This window comes from Paenibacillus sp. ATY16, from assembly GCF_003399985.2.
In the GTDB taxonomy this organism is placed as follows: Bacteria; Bacillota; Bacilli; order Paenibacillales; family Paenibacillaceae; genus Pristimantibacillus; species Pristimantibacillus glycanilyticus.
This window is the reverse complement of record NZ_NMOK02000052.1, coordinates 282326-302208: the sequence shown is the minus strand read 5'-3', so window position 1 is coordinate 302208 and position 19883 is coordinate 282326. Positions and strand designations below refer to the sequence as shown.

The 19883-nt window shown below is 50.2% G+C and carries 17 protein-coding genes; 6 read left to right on the top strand and 11 right to left on the bottom strand.

The features are described from left to right. Window positions 1-10: 10 nt before the first annotated feature. A complete protein-coding gene (rfbC, locus tag CFI03_RS27060) occupies window positions 11-568 on the bottom strand; it encodes a dTDP-4-dehydrorhamnose 3,5-epimerase (protein WP_127495657.1) in 558 nt (185 codons plus the stop codon). 187 nt (window positions 569-755) lie between these two features. On the opposite strand from rfbC, the gene CFI03_RS27055 reads away from it, so the two are divergent. Next, window positions 756-1202, top strand: a complete 447-nt coding sequence (locus CFI03_RS27055) for a bactofilin family protein (protein ID WP_248761577.1) — start codon at window positions 756-758, stop codon at window positions 1200-1202. Window positions 1203-1286: 84 nt separating this feature from the next. Here the strand turns inward: CFI03_RS27055 and CFI03_RS27050 are convergent, their stop codons facing one another. The 6 genes from CFI03_RS27050 to CFI03_RS27025 form a co-directional block, all read right to left on the bottom strand. Continuing rightward, a complete protein-coding gene (locus tag CFI03_RS27050; RefSeq protein WP_283094704.1) occupies window positions 1287-2081 on the bottom strand; it encodes an ABC transporter permease in 795 nt (264 codons plus the stop codon). Then, window positions 2074-2994 carry an ABC transporter ATP-binding protein gene (locus CFI03_RS27045; RefSeq protein ID WP_248761573.1) on the bottom strand — a complete coding sequence of 307 codons (921 nt, stop codon included), beginning with the start codon at window positions 2992-2994 and terminating at the stop codon, window positions 2074-2076. Before CFI03_RS27045 ends, CFI03_RS27050 begins: the two co-directional genes overlap by 8 nt. 442 nt (window positions 2995-3436) lie before the next feature. After that, window positions 3437-4396, bottom strand: a complete 960-nt coding sequence (locus CFI03_RS27040) for an LCP family glycopolymer transferase (RefSeq protein WP_248761564.1) — start codon at window positions 4394-4396, stop codon at window positions 3437-3439. A gap of 33 nt (window positions 4397-4429) precedes the next feature. After that, window positions 4430-5638 carry a sugar phosphate nucleotidyltransferase gene (locus CFI03_RS27035; protein WP_248761562.1) on the bottom strand — a complete coding sequence of 403 codons (1209 nt, stop codon included), beginning with the start codon at window positions 5636-5638 and terminating at the stop codon, window positions 4430-4432. After that, window positions 5638-6336, bottom strand: coding sequence for a CpsD/CapB family tyrosine-protein kinase (locus tag CFI03_RS27030; RefSeq protein ID WP_248761553.1), 699 nt, complete (start codon window positions 6334-6336; stop codon window positions 5638-5640). Before CFI03_RS27030 ends, CFI03_RS27035 begins: the two co-directional genes overlap by 1 nt. A 21-nt stretch (window positions 6337-6357) precedes the next feature. Further along, entirely contained in the window at window positions 6358-6783 is a 426-nt protein-coding gene (locus CFI03_RS27025; protein WP_248761551.1) for a PilZ domain-containing protein, read from the bottom strand. Between the two features lie 279 nt (window positions 6784-7062). Between CFI03_RS27025 and CFI03_RS27020 the strand changes: the two genes are divergently transcribed. Further along, complete coding sequence (locus CFI03_RS27020) at window positions 7063-7431, top strand: helix-turn-helix domain-containing protein (protein WP_127495665.1); 369 nt, start codon at window positions 7063-7065, stop codon at window positions 7429-7431. A 13-nt stretch (window positions 7432-7444) separates the two neighbouring features. Here the strand turns inward: CFI03_RS27020 and CFI03_RS31200 are convergent, their stop codons facing one another. From CFI03_RS31200 to gltB, 3 genes are all read right to left on the bottom strand, one after another. Continuing rightward, window positions 7445-7570, bottom strand: a complete 126-nt coding sequence (locus CFI03_RS31200) for a hypothetical protein (protein ID WP_280525714.1) — start codon at window positions 7568-7570, stop codon at window positions 7445-7447. A gap of 353 nt (window positions 7571-7923) precedes the next feature. Beyond that, the gene (locus CFI03_RS27015; RefSeq protein ID WP_248761548.1) at window positions 7924-8397 is read right to left on the bottom strand and encodes a DUF2975 domain-containing protein; all 474 of its coding nucleotides are present in this window, start codon (window positions 8395-8397) and stop codon (window positions 7924-7926) included. A gap of 434 nt (window positions 8398-8831) precedes the next feature. Then, on the bottom strand, window positions 8832-13433 hold the full coding sequence (gltB, locus tag CFI03_RS27010; protein WP_248761546.1) for a glutamate synthase large subunit: 4602 nt from the start codon (window positions 13431-13433) through the stop codon (window positions 8832-8834). Between the two features lie 397 nt (window positions 13434-13830). On the opposite strand from gltB, the gene CFI03_RS27005 reads away from it, so the two are divergent. Continuing rightward, window positions 13831-15126 carry a stalk domain-containing protein gene (locus CFI03_RS27005; protein WP_248761543.1) on the top strand — a complete coding sequence of 432 codons (1296 nt, stop codon included), beginning with the start codon at window positions 13831-13833 and terminating at the stop codon, window positions 15124-15126. 55 nt (window positions 15127-15181) lie between these two features. Here CFI03_RS27005 and kapB read toward each other — a convergent pair whose 3' ends face one another. After that, window positions 15182-15568, bottom strand: a complete 387-nt coding sequence (gene kapB / locus CFI03_RS27000; RefSeq protein WP_201007894.1) for a kinase-associated lipoprotein KapB — start codon at window positions 15566-15568, stop codon at window positions 15182-15184. 282 nt (window positions 15569-15850) lie between these two features. On the opposite strand from kapB, the gene CFI03_RS26995 reads away from it, so the two are divergent. The 3 genes from CFI03_RS26995 (at window position 15851) to CFI03_RS26985 (ending at window position 19858) form a co-directional block, all read left to right on the top strand. After that, window positions 15851-16966 (top strand): MGDG synthase family glycosyltransferase, encoded by a 1116-nt coding sequence (locus tag CFI03_RS26995; RefSeq protein WP_248761541.1) that lies wholly within the window; start codon window positions 15851-15853, stop codon window positions 16964-16966. A gap of 118 nt (window positions 16967-17084) precedes the next feature. Continuing rightward, window positions 17085-18500: an NAD-dependent malic enzyme gene (locus CFI03_RS26990; protein WP_248761539.1), complete on the top strand. Its 1416-nt coding sequence runs from the start codon at window positions 17085-17087 to the stop codon at window positions 18498-18500. 161 nt (window positions 18501-18661) lie between these two features. Next, complete coding sequence (locus tag CFI03_RS26985; RefSeq protein WP_248761537.1) at window positions 18662-19858, top strand: acyltransferase; 1197 nt, start codon at window positions 18662-18664, stop codon at window positions 19856-19858. The last annotated feature ends 25 nt before the right edge of the window (window positions 19859-19883 follow it).

Sequence of the window (19883 nt, the reverse complement as noted above, 5' to 3'; positions counted from 1 at the left end):
TGTGGTATGCTCACCCCTCATATACAAAATTGATTTCCGCCTGGGCAAGCACGGGATGCTTGGCGTCTTTATCCGATAAGATCGGCTTCGTCACCGGCCAGTCAATGCCAAGCGCCGGATCATTCCAGGCGATCCCCCGGTCATGCTCCGCAGCGTACAAGGCATCCACCTTATACTGTACCTCGCAGTTCGGCACCAGCGTACAGAAGCCATGGGCAAAGCCTTGCGGAACTAACAGCTGTCTTTTGTTGGCCGCGCTTAAAATAAAGCCCTGCCATTGTCCAAAGGTTGGCGAGCCGCGGCGAATATCCACAACCACATCGTAGATCGCCCCCGCCGTTACCCGGACCAGCTTCGTCTGCGCTTTTGGCTGAAGCTGATAATGCATGCCGCGGAGAACCCCCGCTTCTACCGACAACGAATGATTATCCTGAACGAAAGCATGGAGGATGCCATTCTCGCGTGCCGTCTTTTCGTTATAGCTTTCCGTAAAAAAACCTCTGTGATCGCCGTATACGGGTGGCTCCAGCAGCTTCACTCCCGGCAGCCTTGTATCCATTACGTTCATGCCTCACCATCCTGTTAGATCAAAAATCAACACTATCATTATATTCGACAAACTCGTACTGACCCGTAGGTATACGCCATTTTTCTCCTATAGATCGAAGATAAATCTGGCATGTTTCGAGCTTTGCGAGAATAAAAGTCAATAGAAAGTCAAATACCGGCCGAACGGAAGGAGGAGCAGCATCCCCATGTTCAAGGACAACAAGCGCGTTTCATCGACTGATACGTTAATTGGTCTAGGGACGCGTATCGAGGGCAAGCTGATCTGCGAAGCACACCTCCGCATCGAAGGAGAACATAGCGGAGACATTGAATGTCTGGGAGATGTCATTATCGGGGAAAACGGTATGGCACGCTCGAACATAACCGCCAAAGATATTACGATTGCAGGCAAAGTATACGGCGAGGTAACCGCTAAAGGCAGGCTGACCATTACTTCAACCGGTCAATTGACCGGCAGCGTATCCGCCCAAGGCATGATCGTGCAGGACGGCGGCATGCTGAACGGTACCTGCCACATGGAACGTCCAAGCGAACGTACCCGGCCGTTGTCCGAGACAGGCAGCGGAAGCCATACGTCCCCGCCCGCCAAGGAACAACCCCCCGAGAAGGAAAAATCCCGCCAGGCCGTCTGATCGGAACCTATGCGCCGTATACGAAAAACTCCCATTCTGCTCTTCCGGAAGGAAGAACCGAATGGGAGTTTTTTTCGTTTTGCTTTAAGCTGCTACATCCCTCTTCTTGAAGACGTACCAGGCCAGAGCAACAAAAATGGCGTAATAGACGGCCAAGACGGCGATGGAAAAGCCCATCGTTGAACCGTCGCGCAATGGCGTATCGTTCAAATATTGCGTAAGATCAAGATGGATGAACAGAATATAATCCGCCCATTTGTACTTAAGCGCAGCCAGCAGCGGCGTAAAGCTATTAACCCCCAAAATCAGGAACAGCGACAAACCTATAGCGAGCGCGCCGCTGCGGGATACGGTTGCCAGCATAAACGCCAGCGTTGTGGTGACGATCAGCGACACGTACTTCAGCAAGGCGTATTTGACTAAATAAGCCGCGATGGAGCCCGAAACAAGCGGGGAAACAATATCGGCTGCCGCATTATCGCTTGCATCGAACAGAATGATATTCAGCACGACGGTAAACAGCAGCATAACGATGACCATGCCTAGCGCGTACAGAAGAACGGCAATGTATTTGGAAAGCAAAATTTTGGATCTTGTCCACGGACGAATCAGGAGCAGCTTGATTGTGCCGCTCGTGAACTCGTCGGCTACGCCGGAAGAAGCGATAATGATCGTAAATACCGTAATCAACGTATACGAGATCATCACTTCCGTCATAATCATGCTCCATGCGGAGGTATTATGATTATGATCCACGAAATAACCGATAATCGATATTGCCGCGATCAAAGCAAGCAAGATTCCCAGCATGACATACGTCCGTGGGCGGCGGTAAATTTTCATGTTCTCATTCTGAACCAGCTTGAAAAAATTAAACAATGCGTTCACCCCCCGTTACTTCAAGGAATTGATCCTCAAGCGACTTGGTTTGGACGCGGATACCGTATACCTTGATGCCCGCGGCAACCAATCGGGCATTAAATTCAGCAGCGAACTCGCGGTTTGCTTCAATAATAAGGCTGTCGCCTTCCCTGAACGCGGCTTTTCCAAGCCCGGCCGCAATTTCGGATGCTTCGGCAGGCTTGTCTACCTCGAACAGCATATTTACATCGCTCGCAGCATCCAGACCTCCTTGGTGGATGGTCCGAACATCGATCAGCTTGCCGTTTTGAATAATCGCAACCCTGTCGCACATCAGCCCCATCTCGGAGAGCAAGTGACTGGACACAAACACGGCAATGCCTTCTTCCTTGGACAGCTGGCGAAGATAATCGCGCAGCTCGCGGATACCGGCCGGGTCCAATCCGTTGGTCGGCTCGTCAAGGATAAGCAGCTTTGGACGGTGCAGGATGGCTTGAGCTACCCCAAGTCTTTGACGCATCCCGAGAGAATAAGTTTTCACCTTGTCATGAATGCGGGATTCCAGACCAACAAGGGCTATGACCTCCTGAATCCGTGCAGGCGTCACACCCTCGATCATTCGCGCAAAATGGACAAGATTCTGGTAACCGGTCAAATATTTGTACATTTCCGGATTCTCAACAATCGCTCCCACATTGCGTATAGCCTGCTGGTACTGGGTCCTGATGCTGTACCCGCCGATTTTGATTTCGCCCGCGGTCATGGCCATAAGGCCTACCATCATGCGGATCGTGGTTGTTTTACCGGAGCCGTTGGGCCCGAGAAAACCAAAAACTTCGCCAAGCGGCAGGTCCAGCGTCAGATTGTCGATAATCGTCTTCTTCCCGATTCGCTTCGTCACCTGCTGCAGCTGTACGATCGGTTGCTCCATGATACCCTCCCTTTAAATGATTCATTCAATGATGAATCATTGCTTTATTTTCCAAAATCTAGTTCTATGTATCGTCCGTCTATTATAGCGAATTAGAAGGGGGAGGGAAAGTGAACAGCCTATTAAGACTTTATTTCGTTAGACCCGGGAACAGTCCGAGCAGCAGCCAAGCGGAAGGACAACACGGAAAAAGCCGGTCCGAAAAAGCGCCTTTGCATCATGCACCTTCACCATTTTTCCGCAGCCCACGCAATAAAAACATTCTTCCAATTGCATCATCATTATTCCCCCGCTCCAAATACTATTTGTATCATTATCAATTATTGTTACACTTCGTATCTATACTTTATTGGATTTAGCGAAAGTTGTCAATACTTGTATATGATTTGTCGTCTTTTATTTTGTAAGCGTATACATTACGAGAGACAAAAACAGCGCCCTGTTAAGACGCTGTCTGATTGGTATCCATCTGTTCTTTAATCAGCTCATGAATTCTCTCTTTCTCTTCCTTGCTTACAATAAGGTACCATATCTTATTGATCATGCTTCCCGAACCGCTAATCTCAACCGTGCTAATATTGCCGAGATCTTCCCGGTAATCGGACATGAAGGTCTTCATCTCGTCAAACGTAATGTTGGTCTTGACGCTGTTACCAAGCTCTTTCAGTATTTTTTGAATCTGTGTAATGTTGGAGAACTGAAGCGAGCTCTTCATAACCTCCATCATGATCTCCCGCTGTCTGGCGTTCCGGCCGAGATCGCCTCTTGGATCGTCGTAACGCATTCTGGAATAGAGGAGCGCCAGATCACCGTTTAATTTTAGGGGTCCTTGATCGAATTGATGCTCCCCGTAATAGAAGGAAAACGGATTGTTTACCTCGACGCCGCCGAGAATGTCAATCAAATGGGCGAAGCCTTCCATGTTGATCCGGATGTAATAATCAATGGGATAATCGAGGAAATGCTCGACCGTATTTTTCGCCATCGACACTCCGCCAAAGGCGTACGCGTGATTGATTTTATCCGTTGTACCATGGCCGATAATTTCCGTTCTCGTATCACGCGGGATGTTAAACATGAGGATCGATTTCTTTTCTGGATTAACCGCAAGCACAATCAATGTATCGGAGCGTCCTTTATCATTCTCCCGCTCGTCAACGCCCATCACCACTACCGTAAAAGGATGCCGCTTCTCGATCAAGGCTTGAGCCGCTTGCTGCGGTTTGACCGTAACCTCAGGATCTTTGCTTACATATGCCGTTGGCTGAATCGGCTCATAGATTTTGTCCGCTGTCTCTTTCACCGAACCATATAGATGCCAGGCATATCCGCCTGTCCCGGCCGCAATGACGACCAATCCCGCTCCAATGCCAATGAGTGCCCTTCTCCAGCCCCGTTTCACCCTTCGCTTCCCCCTTCTTCATTACCACAAACTCTAGATGGCCGTATGGACTTCTTCCCAATGATTCCCGAGCACAATCCGGTCATCTTCGGTTAGATCCGTTCCGATATGAGCTTCCAGGAGCGTGAGTCCGGACCTGGCCATAACAGTATGCCGATCTCCCGGCAGAAGCTCGACAACTTCGCCTGTCTTAATCATGCTTCTCTTCTCATTCCGGATCAGCTCTCCTACACCGGCCAGTACCGTCCAGACAATCTTACGCTTCAAATAAAAGGCATAGCTTAGGAACCCGCCATCAACCACTTCGAGCTTTCTTGTGATTGCTTGCTGTCCATCCTCGCGGGATAAGCTGCTAATTACGACGGCATTGCCCCACCTGCCTGCCTCATAACCGGGAACCAGCGGCGGCTGTTCCGTGCTTATAATCCGCGCCTGTTCATCAGGAATGCAGGCGGCTTGATCGGCAATCAAAATTCCCGCGGAAGAAACGGCCACGGTAATATTACTCAGCCCCATCATAATTACGGGAGCTGCCGAATCATTATAAATAGAAGCGTTTTCCGGGAAGGCGGCAGCAAGAGCATTCCAGCTGTTAATGCGGCAAAAGGGCTGCTCCGGCATTCGGAAGGTAGGGCTCTCTTCAAATAATCCGATCATTCTGTCTTCCAGCCGGCTATAAAGCTCCTCGTAACGACGGAAAAGCTGCTCATACTGGATGGGAAGGCCCTCTTCGGTCAAAACGGAGATTACGCTTTCCAGCCGGAAGACGATAATGCCGCTCTCATCGCTTGTCACCGCACGATTTAATTGATGCCTGCGAAGCTGCTCCGGCAGCTCCTTCAGCGTCTCGAACCAGTCCTCTTCTTCCACATACAGATCCGCAGGCAATACGGCAACCGTCTCGTGGAGAGGAATGGAGGCAACCGAATAAAGATAGGAAGCAGCAAGGGCAACGGCGGGGTAACTCCCTTTCGTCTCCGGCTCCTGAATCACGTTCAGGCTGATGGCGAGCTGATTGCGCAATGTTTCCGCCTGATTGTGGCTGATTGTAATAAACGTATCCTGCTGCAATCCAACCTGATCCAGCTGTCGCCACAGCCTGTTCAGCAAAGACTCCTTTTCACCGCTTGGTCCAGGCAACAGGGGAAGAAGCTGCTTCGCACGCTTCGAATGAGAAAGCGGCCACATCCGTCTGCCTTGACCGCCGGCTAATAACACGAGTCTTACTTGCTGCTCTCCCATTACATCCTCCTGTTTGTACCGTAATAGGTGTAATACAGCTGTTCCTTGCTTTTCTTTTTCTTATTGTTGAGCACCACTCCAAGCAGCTTCGCTTTTACATGCTCAAGACTGGCGTACAATTTTTTCGCTTGCTGACGCTTGGTCATCCCAACGCTGATTACGGCAACTACGCCATCGCATTTGGAAGCAAGCACAAGTCCGTCGGTTACAACGAGGGAAGGCGGAGCGTCAAACAGGATCATATCGTAATGGGCGGACAGCTCTTCGATAAGCTGATTCATTTTTTTGGAGCCCAGCATTTCCGAAGGATTAGGCGGAGTGGGACCGGAACCGATAAAAAACAAATTATCGACCGAGGTGGAATGCACGGCATCCTCCCAATCCATCTGATTAGCCAAAACGTTCGTCAGGCCGGTCTGATTGGACAGCATAAAAACCGTATGAAGAGTTGGCCGCCTCAAATCCGCATCAACCAGCAGTACACGCTTGCCCTCTTGCGAAAAGGCAACCGCAAGGTTCGCAATCGTTGTTGTTTTGCCGTCACCGGACTGACAGGACGTAACCATCAGCGTCTTCACGGGTACATCAATGGAAGAGAATTGAATATTCGTACGCAAAGAACGGTACGCTTCGGCAATAGGGGAATCGGGATTGCTCGTCGTAATCAGCTTGCTATTTTCCATTAGGGATTGTTGCATGGGTTTACCACCTGCCACCAATTATTGAATTGCCTTATAACTTAATGCCCGGTATAATGCATGAATCTTGTACTGCTGCGGGCTTTGACGCAGAAGCTCCTGATTCAGCATGCGGACCAGCACAGCCCGAAGCCGGTTGGGAGGATGAAACACGATACCGTACTCATATTGGTTATCCCTTGCGTTACGCCAAACGACATGGCCGCGCAGATTGATCGCCACGCCGGAAATCTTCATCTGGAAATCCAGCATGTAGCCTTTATGCACAGGAAAGCGTAGTCCCGACAAAAAGCATAGTCCATGACGGCTCATATTCAGGATCAGCACCGGACATGTCGAAGCCGTCAGCAAGAGGCCCCGCTCATCGAGCAGACCAGCTATTGCCGTTATCCCTTCGTGCATATGGATACGAATATTAGACCGTGGTTTAAACGGGTCGGCACCCATGGCTGAAGCATCTCCTTACTTGAATTTCACCCGCGGAACCCCATCTATCGGTTACGCTAGCAGAGAGGAATAAAGGCTGCGAAACGTGTGAATACTGAGGATGAATGATACAAAACGTATCTAGTATTTCTTCCACTTTACGATACGTTATGTAACATGTCAAGTGGAAATAAAGAGTATGCGGATATTTTGCGACGTTTTGTTGCAACAAATGAAATTTTAACGTTTACGTATTAATATAGGTGTAGCGGAAGTCAGTCATTTTAGGAGGATATAAAGATGAATATAGGAAACCGAATTGCTGGCTTGAGGGAAGAAAGAAAATGGACACAGGAGCAAACCGCCTCGAAGCTCGGCATATCCAGGGCTGCATTATCTCATTACGAGAAAAACCGCAGAGAGCCTGATACGGAGACCTTGGCGAAGTTTGCTGACCTGTATCAAGTTTCCATAGATTATTTGGTAGGAAGAACAACGAATACACAGGCGGCGTTAAGCGAAGATATTCGTAACTTTGTCGATCATTTGGAGCTGTCTGACGAAGAGCTGCTGGAGAAGTATAATTTAAGCGTGGACGGCCGTAAGCTTACAGCTGAAGAAACAAAACGGTTTATTGCCTTCGTTCGGGCAGAACGTATGATGAATTAGGCCGGGACAATGGTTAGGGCTGGATCAGATCCGCTGGCCATTTTTCCGGCGGAATATTGAGTTGAATTAATATTTCCCTAATATTTAGCTCAGTACGTTTATCTTCGGTGCTTGCTACTTGCATTTCTGCATCTCTCATTTTATCCGACTCCCACTCCTAATAAAGTAAAACAATAATGTTATTATACCTAACAGTTCGGCTGGAATATGTCGGAAAGTGTGGTAAGATTAGTTCTTTTTTTGTCGAAAATAGGAGTATGGGCCCATTTCTTCGTGAAATTCCAGCCCCAATCGAGTTGGAAGCCTTTGTAAGATCGCATAACAAATGGTTAGGAATAGGTTAGAGACAGATAGATCTGCTCCTAACCTTTTTTTCATAGATAGGCTTCTTCATCGCTTGTTCCTTACTGCTTCCATCCTATGCAAGTCCAAAACATAAAATAACCGTCTCCTCAGAGACGGTTATTTTATGTTCGGCGATGTCCTCGGAGGCTAAACGGTGAGTTCATTCTCTGACTTAAGCTTTATGGCATTTTGCAGCAGACGCTCAAGCAAAGCGCCAAACACGGCGACCACAAATGAAGCAAAAGCTACAGCCATCCCTATTACGATAATCCCCGGAGCATCTTCTTGCCTCGCCATGATAAACACAAACGGCATCATCGCCACAAAAATAATTCCGATAGATACGCCGCAATATTTAATCTTCTTTAACGCACGGACGGACAATTCGGAAAACGCGGTATTGTTATCAATATAACCAAGTAATTTCATGACCGTATATAGTGCTATAAAGTATGGAATTACAGCTGCAAAAAAGCCGATATCCGATGGATGCATCCTGCCCGGAAATTGATTAGGGTTATTCCTTATCAGTCCAATCACACCAAATACGCATATCGCGATCGCAGGCAACGCCATGAACAACACGGTTATCTTTAGAAAAAAAGTGGATACGCGGTTCATTACAACCACCTCATCAGTGTAGACTCAGTGATATTATAACCTTACATTTATCGTTTTACAATATATTTTAATCGTTTTTCCTCTTATACTCTGGGATGTATTTGCATTGCTCTTCGCCCTTGCCCTCCGCTTTCCGCTTTCCGCTTTTCGCTTTTCGCTTTTCGCTGCCCCTCCCTACAACAGGCGAGCGGCATTTTGCGCCGCCTGCTCTTTTTTGTTTTTGTAGTGTGGGTATGAAGGAATAGAGGGAAAGTATCTCCTGGAAGAGCGGAGCGTTCGCCTTTGAAATCGTGGGATTACCATAGCCTAATTAATTCAGAACCCCACGATTTCAACAGCGACTGGAAGGAGATACTTTCCCGGCATTCCGAGCCACTCCCACACTCACCAAACAACAAAAAAACAGGCTGAGCAATTGCCCAGCCTGTTCCCCATTATCCTCCTGTACGAGCCAGCTCTTTCATGCTTTCTTCGAAAGCGGCGAGAAGCGCTTTGTCGTCCTTCAAGCCGGCATCCTCCGCTTTGCGGATATGCTCCAGCATTTTTTTGTAATCCTTCGGAATAACCTTCACGAATTTCGCGAGCGAACCTTCCCAATCGTTCAGGACACGCGAGCCAACGGCAGAGCTTGTGTACTCCACATGACGCTCAATCAGGCCGCGAAGCTCGGCAACATCTTCTTCGGTCTCCGGACGCTCAAGGAGAACCATCTCGATATTGCAGTTATTGAAGAAATCGCCTTGTTCATCGTACACGTATGCAACGCCGCCGGACATACCTGCCGCAAAGTTGCGGCCCGTGCCGCCAAGTACAACTACCCGGCCGCCCGTCATGTATTCACAGCCATGATCGCCTACGCCCTCGACAACAACCTTCACGCCGGAGTTACGAACCGCGAAGCGTTCGCCTGCGATACCGCGGATGTAAACTTCGCCATCCGTTGCACCGTACAGCGCCGTGTTGCCGATAATAACGTTCTCTTCGGCTACAAACGTAGCTTTCGGAGACGGAGCAACGATAATTTTACCGCCGGAGAGGCCTTTGCCTACATAGTCATTGGAGTCGCCTTCGAGCGAGAGCGTAATGCCCTTCGGTACGAATGCGCCAAAGCTTTGGCCGGCAGAACCAACGAAGTGGTACGAGATTGTATCTTCAGGCAAGCCTTTCGCGCCGTAACGGCGGGTTACTTCGCTGCCCAAAATTGTACCAACTACGCGGTTTGTGTTGTAGATCGGGAATGTGCCGCGAACGCGTTCGCCGCTTTCCAGAGCTGCTTGCGCGCCCGGAACGAGCTCCTGCATGTCGAGCGACAGCTCGAGGCCATGATTTTGCTCTTGAACGTTATGACGCGCTGCGTCTTGCGGTACGTCCGGCGTATGCAGCAGAAGGCTAAGATCAATGCCTTTTGCTTTGTAATGGTCAACCAGGTTCTTCGATTCGAGAATGTCGACGCGGCCGACCATCTCTTGAATCGTGCGGAAGCCTAGTTCGGCCATAATTTCGCGAAGCTCCTGCGCAATGAAGGTCAGGTAGTTCACGACATGGCTTGGATCGCCCATAAACTTCGCGCGAAGCTCAGGGTTTTGCGTTGCAACGCCAACCGGGCAAGTATCCAGCTGACATACGCGCATCATAACGCAGCCCAGTACAACAAGCGGTGCAGTCGAGAAGCCGTATTCTTCAGCGCCGAGAAGGATAGCGATCGCAACGTCGCGGCCGTTCATCATTTTACCGTCGGTTTCGATAACGACGCGGTCGCGCAGGTTGTTCAGCATCAGCGTTTGATGCGTCTCCGCAAGACCAAGCTCCCATGGCAGACCCGCATGACGGATCGAGTTCATTGGAGATGCGCCAGTACCGCCGTCGTAACCGCTGACCATGATAACGTCAGCACGAGCTTTCGCAACGCCTGCAGCGATGGTGCCTACGCCAACCTCGGATACGAGCTTCACGTTGATGCGAGCGCGAGGGTTTGCGTTCTTCAGGTCATGAATCAGCTCGGCAAGGTCCTCGATCGAATAAATATCATGATGCGGTGGTGGCGAGATCAAGCCTACGCCAGGAGTGGAACCGCGAACTTCCGCAACCCAAGGATAAACCTTGCGTCCTGGAAGCTGGCCGCCTTCACCCGGTTTCGCGCCTTGCGCCATCTTGATTTGAATCTCGTCCGCGTTAACCAAGTAGTTGCTCGTTACGCCGAAACGGCCCGATGCAACCTGCTTGATCGCGCTGCGGCGGGAATCTCCGTTCGCATCCGGGATAAAGCGCGCAGGGTCTTCGCCGCCCTCGCCGGTATTGGATTTGCCGCCAATACGGTTCATCGCGATTGCGAGGCTCTCATGCGCTTCTTTACTGATGGAACCAAACGACATTGCGCCTGTTTTGAAACGTTTAAAGATCGATTCAACCGGTTCAACCTCTTCGATAGGTACCGATTGCCGTCCATCCTTGAACTGGAGCAGCGAGCGGAGCATCATATGCTTCTTGTCTTCGCCTTGAACCATGTTCGAGAACTTCTTGTACAGTTTATAGTCGTTCTTACGGGACGCCATTTGCAGCGTGTGAATCGTTTGCGGGCTGAACAAATGGTCTTCGCCGTCTTTACGCCATTGGTAATCGCCGCCGGAGTCGAGCTCTTTCTCCCCGCCCTCTTGGTCGGCGTATGCTTTGTTATGAGGCTTCAGCGCTTCTTGAGCGATGATATCGAGACCGATACCGCCAATACGCGACGGAGTCCATGTGAAGTATTCGTTAATCAATTCTTCCTGCAGGCCAAGCGCTTCGAAGATCTGCGCGCCGCGGTACGATTGAATGGTCGAAATACCCATTTTGGACAGTACTTTTACTACGCCTTTAGTAGCCGCCTTGATGAAGTTCTTAACGGCCTTCTCATGCTTGATGTTGCTCAGCATGCCCTGGCGGATCATATCGTCAAGCGTCTCGAAAGCGAGATAAGGGTTAACTGCATTGACGCCATAGCCGAGCAGGAGGGCAAAATGATGCACTTCGCGCGGATCCCCGGATTCAAGCAGAATCGCTACCTTCGTTCTTGTGCCTTGACGGATCAAGTGATGGTGCAGAGCCGCTACGGCAAGCAGCGACGGGATAGCAGCGTTGTCTTTATCAATACCGCGGTCGGACAAAATAAGAATATTATGGCCTTTATCGATAACGCGGTCTGCCGCATCGCACATCAGCTTCAGCGCTGCGCGCAAGCCTTTTTCGCCTTCGGCAGCCGGGAAGAAGATCGGAAGCGTAATCGACTTGAAGCCGGGACGGCGTACGTGGCGAAGCTTCGCGAATTCTTCGTTCGACAGGATTGGCGTATCCAGCTTGATATGGCGCGCGCTTTCCGGTTCAGGCTTCAGCAGGTTGCGCTCAGGTCCGATTGTCGTGCTTACCGATGTAACGATCTCTTCGCGGATCGCATCGATCGGCGGGTTCGTCACTTGCGCGAACAGCTGCTTGAAGTAGTTGAACAAGCGCTGAGGGCGCTCGGACAATACGGCAAGCGGCGCGTCGTAACCCATGGAAGCGATCGGCTCCTGGCCGCTGCTCGCCATTGGCTCAAGCACTTTGCGAACGTCTTCGAACGTATAGCCGAATGCCTGCTGACGCTGCTGCACGGTAGCGTGATCCAGTTCAGGAAGCTCCGGCGCGTCCGGCAATGCTTCGAGATCAACGAGATGCTCGTCGAGCCATTCGCGGTAAGGCTGTTCAGCCGCGATTTGCGCTTTTACTTCCTCGTCGGAAATAATGCGGCCTTCTTTCGTATCTACAACGAGCATACGGCCCGGACGGAGACGGTCTTTGTACGCAATCTCTTCTGGAGCGATTTCGACAGTGCCGGCTTCGGAACCGAGGATGATATGATCGTCTTTCGTTACATAATAACGGGCTGGACGCAGGCCGTTACGGTCAAGGTAAGCGCAGATTTGCGTACCGTTCGTAATCGCCATTGCGGCAGGTCCGTCCCACGGCTCCATCAGAGTCGCGTGGTATTCATAGAATGCTTTTTTCTTGTCGTCCATGCTCTCATGGTTCGACCAAGGCTCCGGTACCATCATCATCGCAACATGCGGAAGGGAACGGCCGGACAAATGCAAGAACTCAAGCGCGTTATCGAACATCGCGGTATCGGAACCATCCGGACTGATGACCGGTTTTACCTTCTCCATGTCTTCGCCGAACAGCTCGGTTTCGAACAAGGTCTGGCGGGCATGCATCCAGTTGATGTTGCCGCGCAGCGTATTGATCTCGCCGTTGTGGATCAGATAATGGAACGGATGCGCGCGCTCCCAGCTCGGGAACGTGTTCGTACTGAAACGGGAGTGAACAAGTGCCATAGCCGACACGACTGCTTCGTCGTTCAGCTCCTGGTAGAACGAGCGTACCTGCTCGGTAGTCAACATCCCTTTGTAGACGATCTTCTTGCTCGAAAGGCTTGTGAAATAGAACATCTCTCCGCCTTCTTTGCCGCCGAAACGGATGGCGATCTCCGCGCGTTTGCGGATCACGTACAGCTTGCGCTCAAAGGACAATTCGTCCTGAATGCCCGGGTTCTTCGCGATAAACACTTGGCGAACGAACGGCTTCACCGACAAAGCGGATTGGCCAAGCTTCGAATCGTTCGTAGGAACCGTACGCCAGCCGATCAGCGATTGGCCCTCTTCGCGGATGATGCTCTCCAGTTCGCGCTCGAACGAGCTGCGGATGGCTTCATCATGGGGCATAAACAGCAGACCAACGGCATATTCTCCTTCTTGCGGAAGGTCAATCTCAATCTTTTTCAATTCACGTGCGAAGAAATCATGCGGGATTTGAATCAGGATACCTGCTCCATCCCCCGTGTTAGGTTCGCTGCCTTGACCGCCGCGGTGCTCCATGTTCTCGAGCAATGTCAGCGCCTGACGAATGACAGTATGCGATTTTCTTCCCTTGATGTTTGCTACAAATCCCATGCCGCATGCGTCTTTTTCATAGCGCGGGTCGTATAGACCTTGTTTCGGCGGTAATCCAAAAATTTTCTCTTTCATCGTGTGCAACCTTTCTATCAGAAGATTTTTGGGCAAGCATAGCTCAATAACGGTATATCGAACGGCAGCAATCGAGGCGCATCGGCCTGTTGCTTGCCATTCTTACGAGCTTAAACGTGATGGCTTGATGGCATCTTATCCGCGGACACAAACTTTCCGAAGCTTTTAAAGGAAATCGTTCGTATCTGGTCGAAAATAATTAGCTGCATGAAGCTTTCGTTTAAGATTGACCATGTTCCGGGCCGTGTTCCGCCATTGCGGTTATTATATTATTTTAACATCAGGCCAAAAGGGAATCAATTTAATATTTTTATGAATGTGATAAAACTTTACTTTACAGCACATTGTTCGTGTTCTTATACTATGCCTAACATTTTATCAAAAGGAGGATGAACATTTGTATAGCAAATCAAGGAAAATCCAATCTGTAGTTGTAATGTTAGCTTTCATGATCTTGGCCGCATCGGCCTGGGGAGGGGCGCCGGCTAGGGCTGAATCGGGGGTGTCTGAGCCTTATCGGATCGTTGCTCTCGGCGATTCCTTAACTGCGGGTTACGAGCATGGTTATACCGAAAAATCCGTTCCTTACGGTTACGTCGAGCAGGTGTACGAGCAGTCGCTGTTCCACGGTCTCCGCGCGGAATACGTCAATTACGGGATACTTGGACTTAAAGCCGAAGGCTTGAACCGCCTGCTTGAGGCTGTTTCGGGCGGCCGTACCGTGAAGGCCGACGATATTCAAAAAGAGCTGCAGGACCCCCGCAAGGAAACGCTTGCCGCTCAAACCGCCCAAATGGCTAAATCCATACGTTCCGCCAGCTTGATCGTTCTAACGATCGGAGGAAACGACCTGCTTCCGGTGATGACGAAGCTGGATTCCGGAGCAACCGCCGAAGAAATTACCACCTACATCCAAACGATATTGGATCAGTACGAAAAAGATCTCGAAGCTTCAATCCGAACGATAGCCGCCCTGAACCCCAAGGCGCAAATGGTCATGTCGGATCAATATTTGCCGGTTCCCGCGCCTTTGCAGTTCGGCTCCACGACAATCGAGCTGTATCCCGAAGCAAAGCGCAAGCTTCTGCTCGACGGAGTAACGAAGCTCCGCGGCAAGCTTGAATTGGTAAGCACCCGTCTTGCGGACGATGGCATCAAGCTTCAGGTTGCGGATGTCAGCAGCTTGTTTGTCGGCCACGAGCTGGAGTACACCTCCATCGCGCAAGGCGACATTCATCCGAACCATCTCGGTTACGCGGCAATGGGACGCGCTTTCGCAACCGCGATCTGGGGCGATTACCGGACCATCCGCCCGCGCCAGGCCAACGTTCAAATGTCCGTTGTTGTGGCCGGCAAGGAGCTTCCCGCTTCGGCAGCCCCGCCCGTTCTTCGCAGCAACCGCAGCTTTGTTGCGATGAGGGACATTACGGATGCTTTAGGCGCGAAGCTGACCTGGAATAACGCAACCCAAAGCGCAACGGTTTCTTATAATAATCATACCGTTATCCTTGCTATCGGTTCCGCATACGTAACGATCGACGGCAAGAAGGTCAAGCTGACAACGCCTCCCGCATTTTTGCTGAAGTCAGGAAAGGAATCGAAAACTTACCTTCCGCTCGCCGCCTTGTCCGAAGCACTCGGCCTTCAGGTCACTTACCGCGGCACCCTGCAAACCGCCTTTATTAACAAATAACCAAAAAGACCGCAAGGTCTCGATTTACCTACTATAGTAGAAGAGATTATTCTAGTTACTTATATTCCTTCCGCAATTCCTTCAACATTTCCAGCCCGCGCGCGGACCATCTCATCAGACGGTCCAGCGCGGCGATCTGGGCTGCAACCGCCTCCTGCAGCGAGGCATTGTAGTCCGGCACTTCCCCTTCAAACGGCTTCACATCGCGAAGCAGCACATTCGTTTTTTCCGTATAGCTCAATGCTCTGCGCTCATGAAACATCGCGACGTCCGGATTATAAGGATGATGCAGGTCTCCCTGCTCGGGATGCTTCAATACGGCCAGCACCTTAAAAACCGCGCGCGGCCCGTTTACTTCCACAATCTCGCCAATATATTGGCCGGACCTGACATCGGCTTTAACCAACGCTCCCGGAACGATAAAATCACGATTGTCTTGCATATGTAATAGACCTCCTAAAATAAATTGATTTGCACATTCGAATGCTCGCTACTTATTTCCAATGTGCTATAATACCGCTTAGTACATCGATCGGCTTTTCTTCATCCAGCAGAAATTCACAATATCATATAAGAATGTTTTCTTGCAAAGCAACCCGTGATTTTCCGATTGCAGCCGCGATGGCCGTCAGCTAGGACTATCGCCCCTGCAACTTCAATAGCAGGATGACTTGTTTTAAATCGAGCAGAGTCGTAATATGGAACTAGAAAAGTAGGTGACATTATGCGTAAGAAAAGAGTGCTCCTGCTCTCCGAAGGATTCGGATCAGGGCACACGCAAGCCGCGCATGCCTTGGCAGCAGGCCTGCGCCAGCTCAACCCGGATATACAGACCCGCGTGATGGAGCTGGGCAATTTTCTTAATCCCGTGCTAGGACCTTTAATTATTTCAGCCTATCGCAAAACGGTAAGCAGGCAGCCCAAGATGGTTGGCCTGATGTACCGCAGCAATTATAAAAAATCGTTAAACCGATTTATGCAGCTTGCGCTTCACCGTATGTTTTATACACATACTTCGCAGGTTATCGCCCAATTGAAGCCGGATCTCGTCATTTGTACTCATCCCGTTCCGAACGCGGTTGTCAGCCGCCTGAAGAGGCTTGGGCTGAACATAAAGCTATGCACCGTCATTACCGATTACGACGCGCATGGTTCATGGGTGAACCAGGAAGTGAACAAATTCCTTGTCTCCTCTTCCCTGGTAAAAGACAAGCTCATTAACCACAGCGTGCCGGAGAGCCGGATTGCCGTAACCGGCATCCCCGTCCATCCTCTTTTCTGGAAAAGCTACGACAAGGCCCAGATCAGGGAACAGTTCGGACTCAAGGCGCTTCCTACCGTCCTTATTATGGGCGGCGGCTGGGGTCTTATGTATGAAGACAGCCTGCTGGAATATATGACGGAGTGGCGCGAACGCGTTCAATTTATTTTTTGCGTAGGAAATAACGACAAGGTGAAAGAAAAAATGCTCGCGAATCCAAGGTTCCGGCATGATAACATCCGGATTATCGGATTTACGAAAGAAGTCAGCAAGCTGATGGACGTCGCGGATGTTCTTGTAACCAAGCCAGGCGGGATGACCTGCACGGAAGGGATGAGCAAAGGCATTCCGATGCTGTTCTACGAGCCGATTCCCGGGCAGGAAGAACAAAACTGCGAATATTTCATCAAAAACGGCTTCGGCGAAATGCTGGAGACGACCGAAACGGTCGATAAATGGATGGCTGTCATTCAGCAGCCCGAAGCTTCGGCCAGCTACCGCCAGACCCTGATCCATAAAAGAAACGAAGAATACAATCCGCTTACTTGTCCTAAAGCCGTCTTGCAACTGCTGCAATGACGGCTTTTTGCTTGTACAAAATCCTTCCCCGTTCGAATAGTACAAACCTTTTCCGGTTATTGTTATTATAGAGAAGGATACGTATATCGCAGTCGAATAGCAAAGGGAGAGGATTAAGATGAAGGAACGGAGCATGGACGGAAAAACAATCATTCTGCGTCTCGAGATCGATACCCAGCAGGCGTATTTCGGCAAGGCCGTCTCCGCGATTGAAGCGGCAGGCGGCGATATTGTAGCCATTGACGTCATTCAAACCGACAAGCAGGTTAGCATACGGGACTTGACGGTGAAAATTACGGAAGCCGGCGCAGCCGAGCGGCTGCAAACCGCGCTTCAGAGCGTGCCGGGCATTCGCCTCCGGCATGTGTCCGACCGAACTTTTCTATTGCATCTTGGCGGTAAAATAACGATACAGCCCAAAACCCCCATCCAAAACCGGGATGATTTATCCCGTGTGTATACTCCGGATGTCGCGAGGGTGTGCCAAGCCATTGAGGCTGATCCGAAAAAGGCATTTACCCTCACCATCAAACGCAATACGGTTGCCGTCGTCTCCGACGGCAGCGCAGTGCTTGGCCTCGGCAATATCGGCCCTTATGCGGCAATGCCCGTTATGGAAGGCAAAGCGATGCTGTTCAAGCAGTTCGCGGACGTGGACGCCTTCCCAATCTGTCTCGATACTCAGGATACCGAGCAGATTATTGCGTCGATCAAGCATCTCGCCCCTGCCTTCGGCGGCATTAACCTGGAGGATATATCGGCGCCCCGCTGCTTCGAGATTGAACGCAGGCTTAGGGACGAGCTCGATATTCCGGTCTTCCATGACGATCAGCACGGGACGGCTGTCGTCCTGTACGCAGGGCTTCTGAACGCTCTTAAGCTGACGAAACGAAAAATCGAAGATACGCGGTTTGTCATTTGCGGAATCGGGGCTGCTGGAACGGCATGCACAAAAATGCTGCTGGCCGGCGGCGCCAAGCATATCGTAGGGGTTGACCGCGAAGGGATTCTGACGGCAGACAAAACCTACAGCCATCCGATGTGGCAATGGTACGCTCAGAATACCAATGAGGCAAGAATCAGCGGAGGGCTAACAGAAGCGCTTGCCAATGCCGATGTATTTATAGGGGTATCCGCCGGCGGCATCCTGACCCGGGAGCATATTCAATCGATGGCACCCGAGCCTATCGTGTTCGCCATGGCAAATCCCGAACCCGAGATTCGGCCGGAGCTGGCCGAAGATATCGTAGCTGTCATGGCTACGGGAAGAAGCGACTATCCGAACCAGATTAATAACGTCCTCTGTTTTCCCGGCATTTTCCGGGGGGCGCTGGACAGCCGCGCGGTCACGATCAATGAGCAGATGAAGCTTGCCGCAGCCGAAGCGATCGCCTCCGTCATCAACGAGGATGAGCTGAGCAGGTTCTATATTATTCCAAGCGTATTTAATGCAAGAGTGGTTGAAGAGGTTCGCAAAAGAGTGATTCAAGCTGCGCAGGACAGCGGAGCAGCCCGCAGAAGACCAAGAGAATAAATAAAGGAAAATAACAAAATTTGTCTTAATCTCAATTGGGAGATTAAGACAAATTGTTGTGTATGCCTGTTCGTTTATACTATAATAACTAGGTTAATAGGTTAATAGGTTAATAGGTTAATAGGTTAATAGCTTAGAACCTAAGGAAGGATGTATAACGAATGGCTACGGCTTCACCAACCCTGCAGAAAAGGGACAATATTCCCCAGCTGCTACTCGTACGGGCAATGGCTATTATAGGCGTCCTGTCCGTCCATTCCACTTCGTTTGCCACCGTGGCTATGGTGGATTCGAACTACTTTTTTCTTTACAACTTCTTCAATATTTTCATGAAGATAGGAACGACAACCTTTATTTTCCTAAGCAGCTTTGTCCTCTTCTACAATTATTATACGCGGCCGTTGGACAAGCAGCTGCTCGGAAGCTTTTATAAGAAACGGTTGTTGTACATTATAATTCCGTATTTGGTCTTCTCTTTGTTTTATTTTACGGTGCTGCATTACCTTTATTATCCGGATCGGTCTCTATCAACGGAAATTCAGAATTTTATCGATAAAGTACTTACCGGCAAAGCCTATACGCATTTATATTTCGTGTATATAAACATACAGTTCTATCTGATGTTTCCGTTGTTCCTGTGGCTGATGAAAAAATATCCGCGCACGATCAAATGGGCCATTCCCGCGGGGATTGCCATTCAATGGGCGTTCTTTATTATCAATAAACACGTGCTTCCAGCCCCCGGCGTCCCTAACCGCGGCAGCTGGTCGTTCTCTTATTTCTCGTATTATCTGCTTGGCGCCGCTCTAGGGATTTATTATCCGAAAATCAAAGAATGGATTATTATTGCAAGGAAGCATGCAACAAACGCTCGCGTCGTAACGTGGGTTGCCCTGTGGGCACTGTGGATCGCGGCTGGCTTGGCCCATGTGTATTTGTATTACGAAACAAGGCTGCACCTGAAATCGTTCAACACTACATTGTTCGATCTGGTGTGGAATATTCATGGGGTGCTGACGGCGCTGGTTTTGTTGCAAATTTCGTTTATATTGTCCAAAAAGCTGCCGCATGTCCTGACCAAGGTTATCGCAAGACTTGGCGCTTTATCGTTTGGCGTATACCTGATTCATCCATTCTTCCTGCTTCTCTACCGGGAACGCCCGCTTCATACGGGTACGGCATGGCTGCTTCATCTTTGGTATCTCGGCGGCTTCGTGCTTGCCCTGACCGCATCCTGGATCGTGGTTGGTTTCTTCGCCCGTTATGTGCCATTCAACTGGATCGCTTTCGGCAATCTGCCAAAGTCCAAAAAACGGCCTTCTCAGCCGGTTATGCCGGAAAGACAGCTGGACGCGTAATACATCCGTAGGAGGAATAAGTTGT